Genomic DNA, 17,065 nt, shown 5'->3' on the forward strand with positions numbered 1-17,065 from the left:
CAAAGAATTAGACAAAAAAGTTGAAATTGTTAATCAAAGTGAGGATAAAAAAGATGAATTAATGGAAGACTTAATTGCCATTATTACTTCCTTTTGCTCGCGGATGTACGGATTAAGAAAGTCGAAACGAAAAACCGAAAAGATTATAGCTGAGTTAAAATCTCACGGACAATAATGCGACTAGCGGAAAGACATATTACTTAAATACACGACTTCATCTATTGATATTTAAAGTTTCCCGCCATGCTCACTTACTCACCCGTCATTTTAAACTTAAAGAATGTTGGCTTAAGCGACGAACAATTTTACCAACTTTGTCAAGCCAATCAAACGTGGCAACTGGAACAAACAGCTAAAGGTGAATTAGTGATTATGCCTCCCGTCGGTGGAGTGAGTGGCAATCGAGAAGCCGATTTAATTACAGACTTAAAAAGGATAATTAAAGACACCTATCATTTGTCATTGGTTCAGGGTTGACTGATAATTGATCAGGGGTCATGGCTCAAAAAACCCGCTTCCTTAAATATTAAAGATAGCTTATGAAGAAATGGGTGATTGGCATTGCGATCGCGACGACAATCAATACCTTACTAGGTAACCCCAGGGCGTTCGCTCAAACGGTCAACTTAGGGGTGGTGAAAAGTCCGGATAATCAGGCAAATTGGTCAGCTATTACCGATCGCTTGCAGTCAACGGATGTGGATTACTGCGTGGTTGACTTGAGCCAGGTTAATCAACGTTCTGATCTAGGCAATACCCAACTCCTATTTTTACCGAATATTGAACGCCTAGAACCCGAACACCTGGCGACTCTGCAAGAGTGGATGCGTCAAGGCGGGCGGATCATTGTCAGTGGTGCGGCGGGTGTTGTCTCTCCACCTGAGGTGCGAAATCGTTTGCGATCGCTCTTAGGTGCCTACTGGGGATTTGGTTTGAGTCAGCCGTCTCGATTGGAACGATTATCGATTTCTTCCCCAAGCTGGATACCCGATGCGGGATTAGTGGGAGAGGTGCAAGGGGGTGTGGTGATTCCCGCCAGCTTGGATGCTGAAACGGCGGCTGTATGGAATCAGTCGGAAAGTCCCCCAGCAGTGGTGACGACGGATCAATCGATTTTTTTGGGCTGGCGCTGGGGAGTGGATGGGGAAGACGCCGCCCAGATGGATGTGGTTTGGCTGCAAGCCGCGCTGAGTCATTATAATGTTACGCCGATGCCTGGAAAGATGGCGAATTCATCCCCGCCAAATTGTGGTCAAAATCAATCCTTGGCAACGACTCCTGTACCCCCAATCAGACCGGAGCAAAAACGCCAAGATACCCGCCGCGCAACTAATCCGACTCCTGTTCCCAGCGAAGGCGATCGCTTAGTGCTTCCCGCCCAAACTCCAGCGAACAATTGGGGAACCCTTACCGCCAATGAAGTGACGGCGATGAGTCGGGAGTTGGAAAACTTAATTGGTCGGGTGGAAAGTACATTATTAAGGGCTAATGCTCATAACAGTGAGGTTGGCTTGCTCACTCAGGAGAGTGTTGAGTCCTTAGCGGGGATGAGTGCCAAGGAATCAGAACATGGAAATCAACGGCATTCCCATCCAAATCGAACCACGGTTTCGGCGTTGGCGCAAGCGAGAATTGGCTTAGAAAATTTTCTGGGTGCGGTTGAGCAACAGGACTATACGGCAGCGCGACAACAGTGGATTAATGCCCGACGGCTACTCTGGGATAATTATCCGATGGAGCGTCAACTTGCCCAACCTGAAATTCGGGCAATTTGGTTGGATCGGGGGACAATTGTCAAGGCAAAGCGTAAACAGGACTTAGTTAAACTCTTCGATAATCTGGCAAAGGCGGGATTTAATACGGTTTTCTTTGAAACCGTTAACGCCAGTTATCCGATTTACCCGAGCCAGGTTGCCCCTGAACAAAATCCTCTGGTGCGCGGCTGGGACCCTCTAGAAGCCGCCGTGGACTTGGCTCATGAACGGGGGATGGAGTTACATGCTTGGGTGTGGATTTTTGCGGCGGCGAATCAGCGTCACAATGCTCTATTAAATCAGCCGTTGGATTATCCGGGTCCAGTTTTAGCGGCGCATCCAGATTGGGCGATTTTTGATAAGCAGGGACGCTTGTTTGCGCCGAATACGAGAAAGGCATTTTTTGATCCCGCCAACCCGGAAGTGCGGGAGTATTTAATGGCGCTGCTGGAGGAAATTGCCACCCGATATGACGTGGATGGGATTCAACTGGATTATATTCGCTATCCGTTTCAAGATCCGCGCGTGAATCAAACGTATGGGTATGGGGTGGCGGCGCGTCAGCAATTTCAGGAACGAACCGGGGTTGATCCGATAGAGGTGTATCCTCGCGATCGCCAATTATGGCAGCAATGGACAGAGTTTCGTATCCGCCAAGTGGACAGCTTTGTCGCATCAGTATCAGCGCGTCTGTTGTCGCAACGTCCCGATTTGATTCTCTCGGCTGCCGTATTTCCCCTACCCCCAGCGGAACGTCAGCAACGGTTGCAGCAAAACTGGGAAGAATGGGCAAAGCAGGGGTATATTGATCTAGTTGTACCGATGACTTATGCCTTGGATACCGAAGGGTTGCACAGTCTTACCCAACCGTTACTCACCGAAGCGACACTCAACCAAGCGTTGCTGATTCCAGGGATTCGTTTGTTGAATTTACCCGATGTTGTGGCAGTTGACCAAATCCAACTGCTGCGGGATTTACCTGCCAACGGGTATGCTGTGTTTGCGGTTGAGAATCTTAACGAGAATTTACATCGTATTTTCCAACAGACTCAAGGTCAACCGGAGTCTACCTCAACTGAGCCAATTCCTTACCGTCAGCCATTCCAAGTCGCCAGGGATCGATTTGTGGCGCTGCAACGGGAATGGAACTTTTTGGTCACGAATGAGCAACTCGCCATTCATCAAGACGCCTTTACTGAATGGGTGGCTCAAACAGAAAAGCTAGATCAGGCGCTCAAGCAACTGGCTACGGAACCCTCACCGCAGCTTATGCGAACCGCCCAAGCCGCCCTCGCCACGTTCCGATCTCAATTCCCCCAATGGATGCAGCAGCAAGGGATGCGCCACCCTTATCAAGTTCAGGTGTGGGAGAATCGGCTGGCAACAATTGAACGGCTATTGAACTATGGTGAACGAACCACTTTACCGAAAAATTCGTCAGATGCGATTAAACGTTAATAACTGAAACTAATTGCCGACATTTGGCTTGAGAGCATGGTAGTTTGTGTAAGGTAAACTATTTTGGGCAGCTAAGGCGCTCCCCATGGGTCTAGCAAGAATTAGCATTCAGAATAGTTGTCTACCCTATCAATCTCAACTGGGGACACAGATTTGATTGTTCCCTGACATCAGATCTGGGTCAAATTCCTGATGGAGTTGCTTGCCCAAAGGACATCTTAGCTGAGATAACAATAAGGGTTTGGGGGGAGACTCCCAAAAACAGGTTGATGGTTCACGCAGTACTTGCTCGTTTAAAGTCGAGTTTTTACCTTGATGAAGTGGTATTTACAGCTTAATCTTTTTGTAAGTTTGCTTTCAGTTCTGACAGGAATTGGCATGGCAACCATGGCGTTTGGTGAAACCCCATCCAAGTTGACTGACTCAACCTCAAAGGGGGTCATGGGTGGTCAAGTCCTGAGTCTGGAAATGTCCAAGATGGGCAGGGTGAAGGGTAAATCGGTCAAGTCTCCCGCTTCACGCCTGAAACCGACTCCGTCTGCGGCGACTAAGCCTCAGTCGTTGAATGTTAAACCAACACCGTCTAGATCAACATCCCGAAAGCCCACGAATCTCAAACCTCAAGCGGTTAAACCCCAACCGCTTCAACCTGCCCGTTTGCCGATCGCAACGCTTCATGATTCCGGTGTACACAGGTTTCCCCGTTTAGAACGCTCAAGTATTGTTTTACATCATATAGATAGGCTAGATAGGCTGCGGGCGATTCTCTTTGATCCCATTGTTGTACCTGGAGATATCCTCAATCCTACCCAGCCTGATCCCACTGTCTTTCAAACGGTTCACGTTTCTCCGTTCCGTCACCAGTTAGCTCATGTTCAGGGTGGGAGGATAGATGTTGCCTACCCTAATCATCCCGAAAGACCTGTGATTAAGCAGGTTTCCGGTCATTGGGACAACCATCAACTGTCTAGTCTTTCTCTGGATAATTCTCTCACTGTTAATTCCCCAGAGGCAGAGTCAAAACCTGGGGATGGAGAGAACGCGAGGATACAGGTTCTGGATACGAGTAACTTAGAGAGTCACTCTTCACGTCATTCTGAATCAACGCCAGATCACCGCCCTGTTCGGGGAACTCAAATTCATCCCACTCGCTTAACAGCAGCAAATCGACAGGCGGCACGTTTAGCACCGTCTCAGATTCACCCTGCCCGTCTCCAACCGGAAAATCGCCAAGCCGCGAGTCTGCTGGGTTCCCCAGTTCAGTCTGTAATCGGGCAGGTGGAACAATTGCCCGCAACTCCACCGGAAACGGTTAACCCTCGGCAACGCCCACAACACTCACCCATTAAAGTAGAGGAACCTCACTCCACTCCCAGGATTAACGTCGTTGAGCAACCTTTATCCTCCCCGAACCAGAATCAGTCGCCAATCGTTGCCAGTAGCCATGACATTCGTTTGATTGCGGCGAACACCAAACAGAATGATGACACCTCGCCGGAAGAGAGGCAGATTCAAGTCCAAGAGATTAATGTCACCGGGAGTACGATTTTTGGGGAGGATGAATTTAACCCGATTATTGAACCAGTGGAAGGAAATACCGTCACTCTGGAAGAACTTAGAAGTGTGGCGGATGCGATTTCTCAACTGTATTTGGAACAAGGCTACATTACCTCTAGGGCAGTTTTGGTCGAAGAAACCCTGGATACCGATGTGGTGGAAATTCGGGTGATTGAAGGGAGTCTGGAAGCCATCCAGGTGGAAGGGGCACGACGGCTGAACCCGAGTTACGTGCGATCGCGTATTCGATTAGGGGCGGATACACCCCTGAATACAGGTGCGTTAGAAGACCAATTGCGCTTGTTACGAGTTAATCCGTTATTTGAAAATGTGGAAGCCTCTTTGAGGGCGGGAACTGGATTAGGACAAAGTATTCTCGTGGTGCGGATATCGGAAGCCGATCCCTTTGACGGAAGTGTCGGTATTGATAACTATTCCCCTCCCAGTGTAGGTGCTGAACGTTTCACTACGAATGCCCGTTATCTCAATCTAACCGGGATTGGGGATGAAATTTCGGCACAATATAACCGAACAACGGCTGGTGGTGCCCATACCTGGGATTTTAATTATCGGGCGCCAATCAACGCTATGAATGGTACGGTGCAACTGCGAGCATCGTTTAATGAGAATCAAGTAATTCAAGAAGATTTAGAGAATCTGGAGATCCAAGGAGAATCCGAACTCTATGAAATTAACTATCGCCAACCCTTAATCCGCACACCGCGTCGAGAATTGGCGTTATCGTTAGGGTTTACTCATCAAGACGGTCAAACCTTTACTTTTGCTGGACCAACACCCTTTGGCCTCGGACCAGAGGAAGATGGGGTGAGTCGCACCAGTGTAGTTAAGTTTGGACAAGAATACACCCTACGTCAAACTTCTGGGGCGTGGGCATTCCGTTCGCTATTTAGTTTTGGTACTGGCTTATTTGATGCGACAGAAAACTCGGATATTGATGAGGATTGGCCCGATGGTCAGTTTGTCAGTTGGTTGGCTCAAATCCAGCGGGTACAAATTATCAATCCGGATAACTTTTTAATTATTCAAGCGGATCTCCAGTTAGCCTTTGATAGTTTATTACCGGCTCAACAATTTGTCATTGGTGGCGGTCAATCGGTACGAGGCTATCGCCAAAATGTCCGGGCGGGAGATAATGGATTTCGCATTTCGGTAGAAGATCGGATTACGTTAGAACGGGATGAATCGGGGATTGCTACCTTTGTTTTGGCGCCGTTTTTCGATGTCGGTTATGTTTGGAATCGAGGGACGAATCCCAATGAATTACTAGACCAGACCTTTATAGCTGGGTTAGGTTTAGGGATATTGTGGGAACCTCTGCCTAATTTAAACCTGCGGCTGGATTATGGTTTGCCTTTGGTTGATTTAGAGGATCGCGGGGAAAATGCTCAGGATGATGGCTTTTATTTTAGTGTGAATTACAATTTCTAATGTAGAGACGCGCCGTGGCGCGTCTCTACAACAGCGGAACGTCTCTACCAAATGATTCATGTGTCCTAACCGCTACGGCGGTTGCTATATTCTTCAAGACTCTCCAGATTCATCAACAACAAACCAATCTTCATCCAGGGCTTGTTCTAGGGAAATATGAGCATCCTTTGGCAGTGAAAACAGCTTAGAAACCGACTTAACCGCCACAGGATATGCTTTGGCATACATCGCGTCTAGTTCAGGTTTTAAGCTGGGACTGTCTTCTAAACGCTGTTGAATTTGAGCGCGAAAATTGACAATTTCCGCCGCCATAAGATTTCCTGAATACTCTTTCTCGGCTTCCCAATAGGATAATTTCAACAGATGTTCTAATAAACGGGTTAAAAGACTTAATACAGCTCGTCTCTAACTTTTACCCATACTTTCTAATTCTTCTATCAAATTATTCCAATCAACCTCCTGAAAGTTACGGTGTTGTAATTGGTTGACTGTTTCTTGAATCCATTGATAATAGTCTGTTTTATATGGCGTTTTGGACATGGGATTCTTCTCCTATCACTTTATCTCATCTTTGATATAAGTAATAATTCTCTGTCGCTGCACGAGATCCCCGACTTCTTCAAGAAGTCGGGGATCTGATTGATTAATCTGGCGATAAATTGGCATCAATGGATGCAATTGGTTGGGTGTGAGATTGAGATTGGATCACCGAAGAGTGCAACATGGACGTATTAGTCACTGAACTATTGGCGAGGGTAAATAGGGGATTAGATAAAATTCCCGCCAGAGACGTAATGACGACAGAAAGAACTAAACCCACTTGTAAAGGACGCATTCCGGGTAAATTCCAGCGGATTTCCGGATAATTTTTCACCGCGTCGGACATTTCTTGGGGTTCTTTAACCACCATCATTTTGATGACACGGATGTAGTAGTAAATGGAAACCACAGTGGTGATTAGACCGAGCAAAACTAAGCCATACAATCCGGCTTGCCAACCTGCCCAAAATAGGTAAATTTTACCGAAGAATCCCGCTAAAGGTGGAATTCCACCTAAGGACAGTAAACAAATACTGAGTCCCAATGTCAGCAGGGGATCTTTCTGATACAAGCCCGCATATTCGCTGATTTGATCCGTACCAGTTCGCAGGGTAAACAGAATCACACAAGCAAAACCACCCAGGTTCATGAACAAATAAACCAGCAGATAGAAAATCATACTGGCGTAGCCTGCATCGGTTCCCGCAATTAAACCAATCATGACAAAGCCAGCTTGGGCAATGGATGAATAGGCAAGTAGGCGTTTCATGCTGGTTTGGGTAAGGGCTACCACATTCCCTAATACCAGACTTAAGATAGCCAGGGCGGTGAAGACAAAGTGCCATTGTTCGCTAACCAGGGGAAACGCGGTTACCAGTAAGCGAATGGCGAGGGCGAAGCCTGCGGCTTTAGAACCGACAGACAAGAAGGCGACAACGGGAGTCGGGGAACCTTCGTATACGTCAGGAGTCCACTGGTGGAATGGAACCGCCGAAATCTTAAAGGCAATTCCGGCGATCGCAAACACCAAAGCGATTAAAATACCCAAGGATGGGGTCGATTCTAAACTAGCAATCCCGGTGGCAATTCCATTTAAGTTAGTTTCGCCGCCAGACAAGCCGTACAGCAACGACACGCCATAGAGAAACACTGCTGAACTTGACGCGCCAATCAGCAGGTACTTCAGCGCCGCTTCATTGGAACGGGGATCACGCTTCATGTATCCCGTCAACAGGTACGACGAAATACTCAGCGTTTCTAGGGAAATAAAGATGGTAACCAGTTCATTCGCGCCACAGAGGAACATCGCCCCCAAGGTAGCGGTGAGTAAAATGCCGATAAACTCGGCTAACGAGGTGCCAGACTGCTGCACATAGCGAATCGACAGCAAAATGGTTACCGCCGTCGATAAAGCGATGATGCCGCGAAAGGCGATACTCATGGCATCCCCATTAAACCCGCCAAAGAAAGCTAGGGGTTGGGCAACATCCCATCGATAGTACAAGGCGACTACGGAAACCAGTAGTCCGCCAATAGCGACGTAAGGCAGGGTATTAGCAGAACGTTTACCCGCAATCAGATCAATTCCTAAAACCAGTAACAGGGTAATCACGACGATTCCCTCTGGCAAAATTATCCCAGCATTAAGCTGGGCAGCAATAGTGGCAAAATCCATTATGGTCTATGCTTAGGGTCGTATCCAGAGAGTAACGTTCTTATCATATCGGTGATTGGCACTGATTGTAGAGACATTCCACCAAAACCCCTCTATATGCAATAGCAAAAGGCTCCAAGGCAGAAGGGGTATGGGGTTAGTGATCGCGATCTTTGTGAAAAATGCGGGGTATAACCTTGTCTAATTCAGAACAACAATGTTTAGGCTTGAGATTTTATAACTGCGTATGACTACATTTTTATTTTGGAACATTAGAAAAAAGCCTTTGCTGGATGAACTTGTATGTCTTTGCCAGGAAAATGACGTTGATATTTTGATTTTAGCGGAGAAACCAGATATACCAGATACCGAAGTGCAAATAGCCTTGAATAAGGGAATAGATAATCAATATCTGGCACTCTATAATTCTCCCTCCCGCTTATCATTCTTCTTTCGATATCCGGCTGAATCAATTAAACCAATATCTGACGAAGGTAGTATCGCAATCAGGAGGATATCCCCACCCATTGGAGCTGATATACTTTTAGTGGCGCTCCACCTTACCAGCAAACTTCACATGTCAGAGAACGGTCAAACGTTCCAAGCCATAAGAGTTTCTCAGCTCATTCAAGAGGCTGAGAGTATGGTAGGACATACTAGAACGTTAGTCATTGGCGATCTCAACATGAATCCCTTTGAAGTCGGTGTTGTTGGTGCAGATGGTTTTCATGCTGTAATGACTCAAAGTATTGCCCAGAAGGGTAGTCGAAAAGTACAGGGGAAAAACAAACCATTTTTTTATAATCCAATGTGGGGACGAATGGGTGATACGTCTGTCGGCACACCTGGAACATATTACTATCGTAGTTCCGATTATGTCACTTACTTTTGGAATACATTTGATCAAGTACTTCTGCGACCAGAACTACTGGATTATTTTTCAGCGGATGAGAATAATTTAAAAGTGATTTATAAAATTGGAGATAAAAACTTACTTACAAATAAGGGAATTCCCAATTCCAAGTTTTACTCTGATCATTTACCCATACTTGTTACACTAAAACTCGAAAGGATCAATCAAAATGACCAATATCAAAGACCTATGGGGTGACTTGCCAAGTGCTGAAACGATACGGACTCCCTATACCATCTTAAAAGAGCAAGCTTCTATCTTGACGGAAAAAACGAATGGCTTACTTGTTGGTGAGGTAAAATTTGGTGATGTAAAATCAAGTCCACAATTTTTTCCAGGCAGAAGAGAAGTATTGGTTGATCCAGATAGCCAAGAAACTCGATTATTTGTTGCATATCTGCGAATTAAAGTACCTTCACTGAACAACTACACTTACTCAGTCCTCAAGATACAGTACTCACTGACCGATCTTTATCCTGTATTGGTGACAAGTTTTGCTGCTGCTGAAGATAGAGAGTGTGAGTGTAAAAGCGAAGCAGAATATGAAAATGCTTTAGGCAAAATATTGTCTTCTTCAGACGTTAAGCGGGTTATTTCTAGTCTACTCGCCCAAGTTCATGCATGAATTAACTCGATGAGTTGGTTACAAATTTTCGGAGTCATTTTTTCCTGATTATTGAAGGTTTTGTCCAGCTTTTTAAACTTCCCTTAACCGAAAATGAATTTGTAGGGTGGGTTAGGCGGAAACTCAATCAAAACCCGTAACCGTTGAATGAACTACCCGCCGTAACCCAACAAAAATCATGGGGTAGTTGCTTGTCACCCCTTCAGGTAACAGGGATTAGTCACGCCGTTGTGAATTAAGCGTTTGTAGCAGCGATGTGAGAGTTTATGACACCCTTGATGCCTACTACAAACCCTGTTCGGGTAAAAATTCAGGGGATAATATCTCAGCTAGGGTGTAAGGACAAGTGTCCGGAAATAAGGATAGTCCAGTCTCTTTTTCGGCGCTAAGCGTAGCGAGGGGGTAGGTTTTTTCGAGGGCATTATCGAGACTGGATTTGAGACTGGGGTTTTCTTGTAATAGCTTCTCTAAGCGAAGACGTTGCTCTTTAATCGTTAATTGCCAACTACGAGAGCGCAGATTAGGCTGAAATTGCCATTTGAGTAAATGCATAACCAATACTTCTAGTCGGCTTTCGAGTTGTCGCTTTTCAGCACGTCCCCTATCTTCTATTTCTTCAGCAATGTTTTGCCAGTCTATTTGATGGAGTTTTCCAGTTCTTAGTAGGTTAGCTTGTTCTTGTGTCCAAGCATAAAAGTCATTTTCATAGGATATTGAAGTCATGGCTTATCCTGCCTGATTGATTGCCCGTTAATTTATAATATATTAATCCACCAAAACATTATTTTATAACATTAAGTCTTACCTGTACAGGAGCTGATTTAGTTAAGTTATCAGTGTGTGGCATAAGTTATCTGTAAAACCCGCCCTGACCAACTAATTATCCTTTCACACCACTCCCACTATCATTAGGTACAATATACCGCTGCATCAGGATAAAAAATAGCAAAACCGGGGCAATAGAAATAACTGAACCTGCGGCAATTAAACGCCAATCGAGGGAAAAGGTTCCAGCTAACCTAGCCACGCCTAACGGTAAGGTATAATATTCGGGTCGATCCAGAACAATTAGGGGCCACAGAAAGTCACTCCATGAGCCAATAAACACAAAAATAGCTAATGTGACTAACGCCGGACGAACGGCGGGAATCATGATATGCCACCACAATCCTAACTCCGAACAACCATCGATCCTCGCCGCTTCTTCGAGTTCTTTGGGAACCCCTTGAAAGGCTTGGCGTAATAAGAAAATGCCAAAGGCTGAAGCTAAACTGGGAAAAATAATGCCTAAATAACTATTTCGTAAGCCAAGCTGCACCATCAAAATGTAGAGGGGAATCATCACGATTTGGAAAGGAATCATAATCGTAGAAACGATAATCGCGAAAATGATATCGCGTCCGCGAAAATTGAGTCTGGCTAAGGGATAAGCCGCGAGGGAACAAAAGAGAAGATTGAAGGTAACCGTGAGAATGGCAACAATACAGCTATTCCAAATATATTGACCAAAGGGATTGGTTTGCCAGACTTCGATATAGTTCTCAATCGTCGGTTGACTAGGGAACAGTTGAGGTGGAAAGGACCAAATATTCTCTGTGGATGACTTCAATGATGTGCTAATTAACCAGAAGAGGGGAAACAGCATCACCAACGCGATCGCACTCAATAGGATATATGTCCAAACTCTTTGCCAAATCTGCTTTCCCAGCGTTTTACTCATCGTATTTTTCAGTAGGGGGAGGACAATGAATCTTCAAGTCGGTGCGTTACGCTTTGCTAACGCAGCCTACCAAAAATCGTTATTCCCGTTTCTGTGCAAATTCCATTTAAGGGTTGATCCCACCCATCGATAGGGAGTTGAGGCAAGAACGCAAAATCAAAGATAATTCCTAGGGTAGGCTTCGATATCCATTCCGCCGAACTCAACAGGCGATCATAAAAGCCACCGCCATAGCCTAAACGATAGCCTCGGCGATCGCACGCTACCGCTGGAACTAAGATTAAATCCACCTCATCCGGTTCTAAGGTGGGGGAATTGGCATGGGGTTCAAAAATGCCATAAGCTCCCGTTTGTAGGGCTTCTCCGCACTTCCAGCGATGCCAGAGGAGAGATTTACCGACACATCGAGGGAATCCCCAACTGTGTTGGATATCGGTAAACAGGGGATTGAGATCCGGTTCTTGGCGAAAACTAAAATAAGCCAGGATTGTTTTGGCTTGAGTGAATAGGGGTGACGACTGAAGCTGAGTACAGACGCGATCGCTCTTTTCTCGCCAGTCTTCCTTTGTCATGGCTTGTCGCTGTTTCAGCAGTCGCCGCCGTAATTCTTTCTTGGTCATTTTTGAGGGAATTTCAGTAGCCATTTATAGTTCCTTCCCCTCCAATACGGCGGCGACGCGCAATATCATGGCTTCATTATAAGGAGCGGCAATAATTTGCACACCTAAGGGTAGAGAACTAGACAACTTAACCGGAACCGATAAAACAGGTAATCCAATAAAAGATAACGGTTGGGTAAACAGTCCCAAATTCGGGCGCACTAATATCTCTTCTCCCCCAATTACCATTGTTTCTTGATCGATGCGGGGGGCGACACAAGGCGTCGTTGGTGCGAGAATAATATCGACTGTCTGAAAAAGTTCCCGCACCCTTTGGCGATACCATTGGCGAAACCGTTGCGCCTGAATGTACCACGAGGCGGGAATTAAAGCCCCTGCTAAAAAGCGATCGCGCGTGGCGGGGTCAAAATCTTGGGGGCGCGATCGCAAGTTGGCAAAATGTAAGTTAGCACCTTCTGTCGCTGTAATAATATAAGCCGCCGCTCTTGCCCGATGTGCTTCCGGTATCCTAACGGTAGTCGTGACATTCAGCGCCTGGGCGACTTTAGCGACAGCATCTAAGGCGTCTGGGGTAGCGCCTTGAGCAAAATACTCCCCCGCCACTGCAATCCGTAATCCCTCAATTCCCTGTTCTAGTTGCGGTAAACACGGTTCTGGGGGGCGTTGCGTACAGACTGGATCACGTTGATCATGTCCCTGAAGAATATCAAACGCAGTAGCAATATCCCGGATTGACCGGGCAAAGAGACCAATATGGTCTAAACTACTGGAAAATAAAATCGCCCCCGCCCTGGATAAACGCCCGTAAGTGGGTTTTAAGCCAAAAACCCCGCACAATGAAGCCGGAACCCGGATTGAACCATTGGTATCAGAACCCAAGGTAAGGGGGACTAATCCGGCGGCGACTGAAGCGGCGGAACCCCCCGATGATCCACCGGAAACGCGAGTCGGATCATCAGGGTTCGGTGTTGCCCCATAATGGCTATTAACCGTCACAAACCCATAAGCATATTCATCCATATTTAACGCCCCCACCAGCACCCCCCCCGCTTGCTTAAGTCGGGTAACGGCGGTAGCATCGTGGTTCGCTGGGGGATTTTCGGCATTAATTTTTGATCCGGCTAGGGTGGTTAATCCCGCGATATCAAATAAATTCTTCACCGCAAACGGAACTCCCGCCAAGACACCGGGAAATTCTCCTCGGCTAATCGCCTGATCCACCCGTTCCGCCTCGGCTATTGCTGTATCAGCGGTAACGGCGGTAAAACAATTTAACCTGGGATTATGGGCATCAATTTGCGCCAGACAATCCCGCGCGATCGCACGGGCGGTTATTTCACCCTGATAAACCGCCGTAGCTATTCCCACAGCGTCGGCTTGTCTCCAATTAAAGGTCATGGTTCAAAGACTGGTGCGGCTTCTATATTATCCGGTAACGGAAACTCATTCACCAATTGTGCGATCGCGGCAATTCGAGTAATGTTATCAACAACACCAGGACAGTATTCTGGGTCAATCGGCAAATCAATCAATTCTGCCATGCGATCGACATATTCACCAAAATCAACGGTTTCTTTAGTCATAGCTTCATCAGTGTTGATTTTCTCTTCCTTATTCCCTAGCCAATAACAAATGACGAATGACAAATGACAAATGACAAATGACAAATCAAATAACAAACGCTTCCTTAGAATAATTATTCCACGTTCGCTGACATCGTTCAGCAATAAACGGTTGAACTCGGAACTTTGGCGGATTCCCCTCTAAAACATCAATTCGTAAAAACGAATAGAGTCGTTGCTTCTTAGAACCATGACCATGACGCCCCGCATAAAAGTGCGATCGCGCCACCAAACGGGAGGGATTACTGTCAATAAACCCAACCGATTCCATTATCTCTGACCCTTCTTTGCGTTGACGGCGTAAACTATGACCACTTCCACCGCAGATAATCCAGGGCATATCAGAATCTGCATGTCCAGTATCAACGGTTTCTAGATATTCTAAACAGTGGGCATGACCAGTTAGCACTAAATCCACCAAAGGACGCCCTTGGGCTAAATCTCCCACCTCAGTCGCCACCGCATCCAAGACTTGGCGCAGGCGGCGACGAACTGCCGAGGTTTGTGCCTGTTGCCATTTCGTGGCTTCAGTCACATAAGGAGGATGATGCAGATAAATCACCCGCCCCCGTACCTCTTGAGTCTGCCAAGACTGGATTAGCCGTTGTCGCAGCCAGTCCAATTGTTCAAAATCAATCGTGTTTTCTTCATTTGATGCTAACTGCTTATTAATATCCAAGCTTAGTTCATCAATTTGCTCTAATTTCACATTCAAATCATCAAGCTGTTCCGCCTCTTCCGGGTTATCCGCATCCAAAGTATTGGAGGTTTCCATAAGTTGCTGTTTTTCGGCTTCTAATTCATCTCGTCGCTGTTCTAAAAGATGGCGAAAGGCTTTCCCTTCTGGGGTATTGGGAATCGGTGCGGGGTCGTTAAAGGTATTGGAATCGAGGGCAAAAAAGTCAATTCCACCACTACGGAACGTATAATAACGGTTAGGTAAGCGGGTAAATTCTCCGGGTTGATAGCGCAAGCAACGTCCTGTATCCGTCTTCGCGGTATAGTGATGATCTAAATGATTTTCCAACTGTCCCCACTGCGTCAATGGTTTCAGATAGTCTAAGAATGCTTTAGTATAAGCTTTGCCCTTATGTGATCCGTGCCAACCGACATTCAGATCCAGTTTAGTCTTAAACAGGTGGCGTAGGGGCCAGGTTACCTGTGCCATAAAGCCATAGACGACGGGCAAATCGTAGTAATCGTGATTTCCAGGGATGGTGAGGAAGGGAAGATTAAACACCATTTGGTCATAAGCAATTTTATGGTGAGAGTCGCCATTGACCAAGAACTCGCGGTAAGGTTTGATAAAGTTTTGGGGATAATATTCACTCGAACCCACCTGATAGACCACATCGCCAGTATGCAAAACAAAACGACAGTCATCGCGGTGATTGAGCATCATTTCCACAATTTTGCGTTGTGGATCATGTTGTTTATGAGACCCAAAGCCTGTATCACCGACGACTAAAAAGGAGAACTCTGGATGATCAGGTCTGTCATCGTCTAATACTAGCTGAGTTTGATCAATATCCCGTTCAAGAATCAATGGATCTTGCCAGCGAACTCGTTGCTTCATCTGCTGGATTTTCTCGGCAATCGAGGGATCGGACACAAGTTGCATAAGGTTTCACCGTCAAAGGTTTGCGTTTTGAGATTATCGTCCGATATCTAGAATTATCATCTATCCTAATGTGGGGATCTGAACAAACGATGCTCTAGCGAGGAAAACACTTGCGTAGCATGATTTGACCGACCAAACCATTTTCCTTTGGGGACGCGAAATGGACAACCTCAATTACCGTAAAGCAGGGTCCGACATCGTGCAGCATCCCTTCAGCAAACGAAATCAACTCGCCGCAGCAAGGTAGACGAGATAATTCCACCCGTTCCCCGTTTAAGTCTTCTAACTCCGGTGAATAGTCTTTATGGGATGTTCGCGGGGCGTTCTCGAACATCATTTGTACTTTAACCAGTTCCATGGGTAACACACTCCTGATTCAACGCCTATATAGATTACTGGAGTTTAGACTAAATCCCAACCTTAATCGCACCTCATCTAAATTTTCCCAGGAATTTTCCTCCAAGCGAGGGATTCAGTCATCCGATTAGGTTGGTTACATGGGAAATAGACTATAGTTGAATATTTTTCTATACTCAAATAATTAAAATAGAACAAAATACTGTCTTGTATTAGTTTGAGGTCATTATTTATGAATGTGATACCCAAAACGATCACCACCACAACCTTGGCGGCTGGAGCCTCTGTTCTGGGTTTGGGTGTGTTATCCCAACCTGCTGCGGCGATTGATTTAACGTTTTTAGGTGAGGGGATTACTCCTCCAGACTTGACTAACTTGAACTGGACGGTGGAAGGGAGAGCGGGTAGCCAAGGCTTTGCTGACTGGGAGTTTGCCACAGAAGAAGATGGTAATAACCAGACAACCGTTGAGCAATTGAACTGGGACTGGCAAAATGGTCAAGATGTGCTGTGGCTTTTAACGTGGGATGGGAATACCGTTTCCTTTACCCTGGACGGGGAAACCATTGCGTTCTACCAAGATAATCCACCAGCGAAGTCGTTAGATGCGTTTTACCTCTGGACACGAGCGACAACGAAATCGGGTACAGTCGATCCGGGTACGAAAATTTTTCTGGAAGTCAACGAGGTGAATGGAATCGAGGTTGATCCAGTGTCTAGTTTGGCTACTGCACCTGTAGGTGAGGGAAACACGAATATCACAAAGAACTATTTTGCCAGTGATACCTCGATTACCTCTCTTTCCGGTATTGCCAATATGAGTTGGCTAGAGAGTTCTCCCAATCCTAACCTAGCGGAGGCTAGTTCGCGAGTTGGCTTGAAAATTGAAGGGTTTTCTACTTCTACTTCAGTACCGGAACCCGGTACAGTTGCCGGAATAGTGGCGATGGGGATGTTCGGTGTCAGTTCCGTGCTACGGCGTAAAAAAGCTTAGAGTGCAATTAAGTAGGGGCTTGGTTACCAAGCCCCTACTGTAATCATATTACCTTGGTGAAAAAGATCGATCACGGTCATATCCGTTTTAGGAGTCGTTTTCAAAAATTTACCCATTGAGCGGGGTTCAAAAAATGGCTGTAACCCCCTCGCTTGTAAGCATTCCGTTATTTTGTTCGGGG

The 17,065-nt window shown here is 46.1% G+C and carries 13 protein-coding genes and 2 pseudogenes; 6 read left to right on the forward strand and 9 right to left on the reverse strand.

What is annotated here, in order from left to right; genetic code table 11:
- Nucleotides 1–243 precede the first annotated feature (243 nt).
- The 3 genes and pseudogenes from RID53_RS22885 to RID53_RS22895 form a co-directional block, all read left to right on the forward strand.
- Nucleotides 244–429: pseudogene (locus RID53_RS22885) on the forward strand (Uma2 family endonuclease); the annotation flags it as partial.
- 110 nt (nt 430–539) lie between these two features.
- Nucleotides 540–3,212 (forward strand): glycoside hydrolase family 10 protein, encoded by a 2,673-nt coding sequence (locus RID53_RS22890; protein ID WP_446390299.1) that lies wholly within the window; start codon nt 540–542, stop codon nt 3,210–3,212.
- Nucleotides 3,213–3,527: 315 nt separating this feature from the next.
- Nucleotides 3,528–6,218 (forward strand): ShlB/FhaC/HecB family hemolysin secretion/activation protein, encoded by a 2,691-nt coding sequence (locus RID53_RS22895; RefSeq protein ID WP_446390300.1) that lies wholly within the window; start codon nt 3,528–3,530, stop codon nt 6,216–6,218.
- Between the two features lie 93 nt (nt 6,219–6,311).
- On the opposite strand, the pseudogene RID53_RS22900 reads toward RID53_RS22895, so the two are convergent.
- Nucleotides 6,312–6,758 (reverse strand): annotated as a pseudogene (locus RID53_RS22900) (DUF29 domain-containing protein).
- A gap of 103 nt (nt 6,759–6,861) precedes the next feature.
- Nucleotides 6,862–8,433, reverse strand: coding sequence for an NAD(P)H-quinone oxidoreductase subunit N (locus tag RID53_RS22905; protein WP_446390301.1), 1,572 nt, complete (start codon nt 8,431–8,433; stop codon nt 6,862–6,864).
- Nucleotides 8,434–8,659: 226 nt separating this feature from the next.
- Here RID53_RS22905 and RID53_RS22910 point away from each other — a divergent pair, with 226 nt between their 5' ends.
- A complete protein-coding gene (locus RID53_RS22910; protein ID WP_446390302.1) occupies nt 8,660–9,523 on the forward strand; it encodes a hypothetical protein in 864 nt (287 codons plus the stop codon).
- Nucleotides 9,495–9,950, forward strand: coding sequence for a hypothetical protein (locus tag RID53_RS22915; RefSeq protein ID WP_446390303.1), 456 nt, complete (start codon nt 9,495–9,497; stop codon nt 9,948–9,950). Before RID53_RS22910 ends, RID53_RS22915 begins: the two co-directional genes overlap by 29 nt.
- A 285-nt stretch (nt 9,951–10,235) precedes the next feature.
- Here RID53_RS22915 and RID53_RS22920 read toward each other — a convergent pair whose 3' ends face one another.
- From RID53_RS22920 to RID53_RS22950, 7 genes are all read right to left on the reverse strand, one after another.
- Nucleotides 10,236–10,673 carry a DUF29 domain-containing protein gene (locus RID53_RS22920; protein WP_446390304.1) on the reverse strand — a complete coding sequence of 146 codons (438 nt, stop codon included), beginning with the start codon at nt 10,671–10,673 and terminating at the stop codon, nt 10,236–10,238.
- A gap of 157 nt (nt 10,674–10,830) precedes the next feature.
- The gene (locus RID53_RS22925; RefSeq protein ID WP_446390305.1) at nt 10,831–11,670 is read right to left on the reverse strand and encodes a carbohydrate ABC transporter permease; all 840 of its coding nucleotides are present in this window, start codon (nt 11,668–11,670) and stop codon (nt 10,831–10,833) included.
- Nucleotides 11,671–11,726: 56 nt separating this feature from the next.
- Nucleotides 11,727–12,290, reverse strand: coding sequence for a 5-formyltetrahydrofolate cyclo-ligase (locus tag RID53_RS22930; protein ID WP_446390385.1), 564 nt, complete (start codon nt 12,288–12,290; stop codon nt 11,727–11,729).
- 24 nt (nt 12,291–12,314) lie between these two features.
- The gene (locus RID53_RS22935; RefSeq protein WP_446390306.1) at nt 12,315–13,688 is read right to left on the reverse strand and encodes an AtzE family amidohydrolase; all 1,374 of its coding nucleotides are present in this window, start codon (nt 13,686–13,688) and stop codon (nt 12,315–12,317) included.
- On the reverse strand, nt 13,685–13,873 hold the full coding sequence (locus RID53_RS22940) for a DUF4089 domain-containing protein (protein WP_446390307.1): 189 nt from the start codon (nt 13,871–13,873) through the stop codon (nt 13,685–13,687). The genes RID53_RS22935 and RID53_RS22940 overlap by 4 nt, the downstream gene beginning before the upstream one ends.
- 85 nt (nt 13,874–13,958) lie before the next feature.
- Nucleotides 13,959–15,533: a metallophosphoesterase gene (locus RID53_RS22945; RefSeq protein WP_446390308.1), complete on the reverse strand. Its 1,575-nt coding sequence runs from the start codon at nt 15,531–15,533 to the stop codon at nt 13,959–13,961.
- Nucleotides 15,534–15,627: 94 nt separating this feature from the next.
- Nucleotides 15,628–15,891: a hypothetical protein gene (locus tag RID53_RS22950; RefSeq protein WP_006101951.1), complete on the reverse strand. Its 264-nt coding sequence runs from the start codon at nt 15,889–15,891 to the stop codon at nt 15,628–15,630.
- 231 nt (nt 15,892–16,122) lie between these two features.
- Between RID53_RS22950 and RID53_RS22955 the strand changes: the two genes are divergently transcribed.
- Entirely contained in the window at nt 16,123–16,884 is a 762-nt protein-coding gene (locus RID53_RS22955; protein ID WP_446390309.1) for a choice-of-anchor W domain-containing protein, read from the forward strand.
- Nucleotides 16,885–17,065: the final 181 nt, after the last annotated feature.

Source organism: Coleofasciculus sp. B1-GNL1-01, assembly GCF_040220235.1.
Lineage (GTDB): Bacteria > Cyanobacteriota > Cyanobacteriia > Cyanobacteriales > Coleofasciculaceae > Coleofasciculus.